Below are 1,365 nucleotides of genomic sequence, written 5' to 3'. Positions count from 1 at the left end.
ACCTCCACTCCGGCCGTGCGGCGGGCGGTCCGTCTCGTGATCGAGTTCCGCGTCCCGCTCCTTGTGGCCTGGTACCTGGTGATCCTGGCACTCATCGCCGTGAGGTTCTGGGACTACTGGTCCACGCTGTTCTAGGCCCGGACGAGCTCACGTCCTGCCCCTCCACCTGACCCTCGCAATCACCTTGAAGGAGCGAGCACATGCGCGCCCACTCCCGGCGACGGATTCTGTACGCCACCGGCCTCTTCGCCACCACCGGCTTGGTCACTGCCTGCGGCGGCACTGACACCGGCGATCGCTATGGTTCCGAGGAGGCCGGATACGTCTCCGGCAACGGTGTGACCACAGAGATCGCTCCCGCCGATCGCTCAGAACCCGTCGAGTTCACCGGGACCAGCTACGACGGCGAACGATTCGACTCCACGGACCACTGGGGATCGGTGCTGGTGGTCAACGTCTGGTACGCCTCCTGCCCGCCGTGCCGGGTGGAGGCACCGGATCTGCAGGCCATCCACGAGGAGTACGCCGACCAGGGCGTCTCGTTCATCGGGATCAACGTCCGTGATTCGGCAGGGCCCGCCGGGGCCTTCGAGGAGACCTACGGCATCACCTACCCCTCGCTGCCGGACTCGGACGCAGAGATCATGTACCAGCTGCGCGGCCAAGTCGCGCCCAACGCGGTCCCCACCACTCTCGTCCTCGACCACGATGGCCGCGCCGCAGGCCGAATCTCCGGAGCGATCGACCCCTCCATCCTGAGATCGATGCTCGACGCCGTTCTCGCCGAAGGAGCCGCGTGAGCGTCAATGGACTCGCGGAGACCTTCCAATCGATCGCCCTGTCCGGGTCTCTTCTCCTGGCCATCACCGTCGCCGCGATCGCAGGCCTGATCGCGTTCCTCTCACCGTGCGTGCTGCCCATCGTGCCGGGCTACCTCGGTTACGTCTCCGGGCTTGCCGGGCAAGGACTGAACCCCACCAAGCTACCCCGGAGATCGCCTGAGAATACCGGGGAGGTGCGACGACCGAGAACCCTCTTCCGTGAGGGGACTGGGAGAATGCTGGGTGGCAGCGTGCTGTTCATCGCGGGCTTCGCGGTGGTATTCATGGCGCTGGGCGGATTCGCTGGCGCGGTGGGATATCTCCTTCAGGCGCACGCAGTCTGGATCAACCGGGTGGCCGGCGTGATCGTCATCGTGATGGGACTCATTTTCATGGGCGTGTTCCCTCGATTGACAGGGAACCTCCAGGTGTCCAGGAGACGCCCTGATGCGGGCCTTCTTGGAGCGCCGTTGATGGGCTTCGTCTTCGGGCTGAGCTGGACACCCTGCATCGGCCCTACCTACGCCGCGATCATCGCGCTATC

2 protein-coding genes are annotated in these 1,365 nt (G+C 65.5%); both read left to right on the top strand.

From position 1 onward, the window contains the following. Nucleotides 1-200 precede the first annotated feature (200 nt). Complete coding sequence (locus Q0937_RS17895; protein WP_299306366.1) at nucleotides 201-800, top strand: TlpA disulfide reductase family protein; 600 nt, start codon at nucleotides 201-203, stop codon at nucleotides 798-800. After that, nucleotides 797-1,365, top strand: a 569-nt coding sequence (locus tag Q0937_RS17890; protein ID WP_299306364.1) for a cytochrome c biogenesis CcdA family protein, incomplete at its 3' end; no start/stop codon positions are given. The genes Q0937_RS17895 and Q0937_RS17890, both read left to right, overlap by 4 nt.

It is taken from the genome of uncultured Brachybacterium sp. (assembly GCF_947500705.1).
GTDB lineage: Bacteria > Actinomycetota > Actinomycetes > Actinomycetales > Dermabacteraceae > Brachybacterium.
Note: the sequence above shows the minus strand (reverse complement) of the source record. Positions and strands in the feature narration are given on the sequence as shown.